4 protein-coding genes are annotated in these 3,775 nt (G+C 61.1%); 1 reads left to right on the top strand and 3 read right to left on the bottom strand.

Annotated elements, in window-relative coordinates; genetic code table 11:
* Positions 1 to 406: 406 nt before the first annotated feature.
* Positions 407 to 679 carry a hypothetical protein gene (locus tag VGY55_04980; GenBank protein HEV2969324.1) on the bottom strand — a complete coding sequence of 91 codons (273 nt, stop codon included), beginning with the start codon at positions 677 to 679 and terminating at the stop codon, positions 407 to 409.
* 264 nt (positions 680 to 943) lie between these two features.
* On the opposite strand from VGY55_04980, the gene VGY55_04985 reads away from it, so the two are divergent.
* Positions 944 to 2,452: an amidohydrolase family protein gene (locus tag VGY55_04985; protein HEV2969325.1), complete on the top strand. Its 1,509-nt coding sequence runs from the start codon at positions 944 to 946 to the stop codon at positions 2,450 to 2,452.
* 462 nt (positions 2,453 to 2,914) lie between these two features.
* On the opposite strand, the gene VGY55_04990 is transcribed toward VGY55_04985, so the two are convergent.
* Together VGY55_04990 and VGY55_04995 are read right to left on the bottom strand one after the other, a co-directional pair.
* Positions 2,915 to 3,070 (bottom strand): hypothetical protein, encoded by a 156-nt coding sequence (locus tag VGY55_04990; GenBank protein ID HEV2969326.1) that lies wholly within the window; start codon positions 3,068 to 3,070, stop codon positions 2,915 to 2,917.
* 464 nt (positions 3,071 to 3,534) lie between these two features.
* On the bottom strand, positions 3,535 to 3,775 hold a 241-nt coding region (locus VGY55_04995), incomplete at its 5' end, for a hypothetical protein (GenBank protein HEV2969327.1).

The raw sequence follows: 3,775 nt of genomic DNA on the forward strand, positions 1-3,775 counted from the left end.
CGATTTGTGCGCGGTTGGGCCGGCGCAGACCTTAAATGAGGCGGTTCAAAGCCAAGGTCAGGTCGACGACGAGAATCCTTTCCTTCGTCTCCGAGCTCAAAAGGAAGCCGCGTTTCAGGATTGGAAGTAACGAGACGCGAAGCTGGCGGCGTCCGGAAGTTAACCCGGGGTCGCCCTTGCGTGTTGACGTAGAACGAGTAGAGCGACTGGCTGGCGGCCACGAACAGCCAGCTGGTTTAGGACCGCCAAAGCACACATTGGCGGCGACCTCCGGCAGATGGATGCGGCCGATCAGCTTGGCTTGCGGGTTCCAAACCGTCACGCCATTGTACCCGACGGCACGGCCGGCGTTGCTCGAGCACCACAAATTGCCGTTGACGTCGCAGCGTGTCGTCCGGCCCGCACTTCACCCATCAATCATGAAATCGGTGAAGAGCTGCTGATTGGAGAGCTTGTTGGCCGGCCCAACATTGAAGACGTATATGTCGCCTTTGCCGCCGCGCCCGGTATCGCCCGAGCCCGTGCCGGTGCTGATCACGTAGAGCTTCTTGTAGTCGGGCGAAAGGAGTAGCCCGTTCGGATCAGCGACTTGGTCCTCAGTAACGACGACATCAAGCCGTCCGTTCGAATCGACTCGGTAGACATTTGTCGGCAGCTCGCCCTTCCAGCCAGTGAACACGGCCGGTCGCCCGAGCCGCGGATTTAGCTTACCCGCCGGATTGCTCGGAGCGCCCGGCGCCTCGGGCTCGCCCTCGTAGAGCTGGCTGCCATGCCCAACAGGTCGCGGCCAACATTGCTTTCGCCGACCAAAGATGCGGGGCAGCCGCCGCGATCTCGCTTGACGGCCGACGGAATTAACTCCACGGTATTCTTAATTAAACCACGCCGAAGTCGTGTCGGACGCGGGGCGGAACAGTCCGCAAATCAACGTTGGGAGGGATCAATGGCGATTTATCTGAGCAAGCGTGAGCTCGAACAAACGGAGCCCGCGGAGGTAGCGGCATTTCGGTCACCCGTGCCGACGCAGGTGATCTCGAATGGCGAATTCAACCCGATACCGCAGACGCCCCAACAGCGTCAGGTAGAGGCGCGAATCAAGGAACTCGCGGATAAGACGGCGAAAAAACTGGGCTTGAGCCGTCGGCGGTTCCTGCGCACGGGCTCCGGGATGGCCGCGGCGTTCCTGGCGATGAACGACGTTTACGGCCGGATTTTCGACGTGTCCGCCGCCGAAGCAGCCGAACCCGCGGCTGCAGCCGAACGCGCACAACAGCTGGCAAACCAATACATCGTCGACGTCCAGACCCACTTCGTGCACGACGATTTCAAAGCCGAGTTCATAATGGGCATCGTGAATTATGCCGCGCAGAACTACAACCCGGCGATGACGAAAGGCCCCGGCGGGCTGACCCTCAATGCCTTAAAATTCGACAATTATCTGAAACACATTTGGCTCGACAGCGACACCAAGGTCGCACTCCTCAGCGGCGCCCCCTTCGACGACCCGGCCAGCTGGTTCCTGAACAACGACCAGATAAAATGGGCACACGAGACCGTCAACAAGGTGGCCGGATCCAATCGGCTGCTGTACCATTCCTTGGTCACCCCAAAGCAGCCGGGCTGGATGGAAGAGGTCGACCGCTGCATCGCCGAGATCAAGCCCTCCAGCTGGAAATCGTACACTATCGGCGACCCGCTGAACCCAAAGACGACAAAGTATCCGTGGCGGCTCGATGACGAGGCTGTGGTCTATCCGTGGTACGAGAAGGCAGTAAAAGCCGGCATAAACACGGTTTGCGTCCATAAGGGATTGATGCCGAACGATTACGAAACCTCGATCCCGGGCGGTGGCTGGAAGTATGCGACTGTCGAGGATCTCCCAAAGGCGGCAAAGGATTGGCCGCAAATCAACTTCGTGATCTATCACTCGGCCATCCAGCCATTCCTGGTACCGCTCGATGCCGAACTCGCGGAGTTCGAAAAGACCGGCTACATCCGGTGGGTGTCGGACCTGGCAAAGATCCCCCAGGAGCATGGGGTCAACAACGTCTACGGCGAAATCGGTACGGCGTTCGCGACGACGTGTGTCACCAGCCCACGCTTCTGCGCGGCGATGATGGGGACGCTGATCAAGGGGCTCGGGCACGATCACGTGGTGTGGGGAACAGATTCGGTCCTCTATGGATCGCCGCAGTGGCAGATCGAAGCACTCCGACGGCTCGAGATCCCAGACGACTTGCAAAAGAAGTACGGGTTCGCCCCGCTCGGACCGGCGGACGGCATGGTCAAGAACGCGATCTTCGGGTACAACTCCGCGCAGTTGTACAAACTCGATATCCGTGCCGATCTGCAGAATGACGGGATCGCCAAGATCAAGACGGCGTATCTCGAGCAGGGCGGCGAGCGGAGCAATACCGCCTATGGATACGTTGCACGGCGTGCACTAGCGTAACCGCTGGCTGGCGGACTCCTGTCCGGCCAGCCCGGAATGTTATTCGTCTCCTGACGGGCTCTATTCCGACCCAGGGCAAGCGGAGCGCGCCAGCCTACCGGGGCGTTCACACGGAACGCATGACAGCTGAGCCTGACCTTACCCGCCCGCCGCGGCGCCGCATCGGTTCGGGGGCTCGCCTCGGCCGGCAGTCTACGATTCGAGATGGAGGCGACCTTGACCTGTCGAATCGCCCCATTGCCGATTGCCTAGGGTTCGACCTAGCATTCTGGGACATATCGCTACACGCGCGCGACCTGCGAGCATTTTGATTCGTCGATCTCCGACCCGAGACCGCGGTGTCACTGCCAACGGGGGAGCCCATAGTGTTCGGCGGGCGCATATGGGCCTGGGGATCGGCTAGCCGGGATCACTGTCACCTCCAGCCTTCTCAAGAAGATTTGTGCGGCCGGAATGGACCGGTCACGTGGGAGGAGCGAAACGGATGAGAATGGCCGAGGCCGGCGTGAGCATCTGCAATCGCAACCGCATCATGACTGGGCTGCGGTCGCCACGCGCCGTTTCAACGATCGTATTGGCGACGATCCGCCCGACGGCCGCGACATTGATCCCCGACATTCCGTTCTCCTCATCCATACGCGATAGTACCGGGTCAACGCGTGCCCGCCTCGTGTCGGCTCACCTGTCGCGCAGGCTGTTGATTTTGTTGGAACGTGTCGGCGTGTCGCCCTCCGGCCGACAATAACGTGCCCAGGCATGCTCGAACTGGTGCCGATGATATCGCCGCGAGCTTTTGCTTTCGGCATTGCGTCGCAATGGCCAAATCGTCGCCGGCCTGATTCCAAGCTCCATACAAGTCGGGCCGAACTCTCCGAAGCTCTGCCGAGCTGCTTTGAAAAGCTGAGTTGTGGCGCCGCCGCACTCGATAGGGGCGCCCCCGAAGGTCAGGTTCGCACGAGACTCCCCGCTGGAGGGAGACGGATTCGAACCATCGGTCCCCCGTGCGATGGACGGCATTTTAAGCTCTCTCGCAATGAGAGTTCTGCAAGCAGGTCGTTAGGGAGTCCTGCTGCCGCCGGTCGTCAGAGCGCGGCCGGTTGGTCCGTCCTGATTGACGGTATGGCGTAGAGTTTCCCATCGCGCTCTTCGATGAGGCCCGCCCGCTTGTGCCGGGCAAGCGCGGCACCGACATGGTTGGGGCGAGCGCCCTTGCATGCAGCGGCGATTTCCTGCTGCGTCTTGCCGGTCGCCAGCGCGAGGATCTGGTCGCCGAGGTTCGACGAACTGCGCTTGCGGCCAGCGGCTTTTGCGGTCGTCGTGGGC

The sequence above is a fragment of the Pirellulales bacterium genome (assembly GCA_035939775.1).
Lineage (GTDB): Bacteria > Planctomycetota > Planctomycetia > Pirellulales > DATAWG01 > DASZFO01.

Coding starts and splice junctions, on each gene's coding strand:
- VGY55_04985 (HEV2969325.1), top strand. CDS start 944: ATGGCGATTTATCTGAGCAAGCGTGAGCTCGAACAAACGGAGCCCGCG.
- VGY55_04990 (HEV2969326.1), bottom strand. CDS start 3,070: ATGTCGGGGATCAATGTCGCGGCCGTCGGGCGGATCGTCGCCAATACG.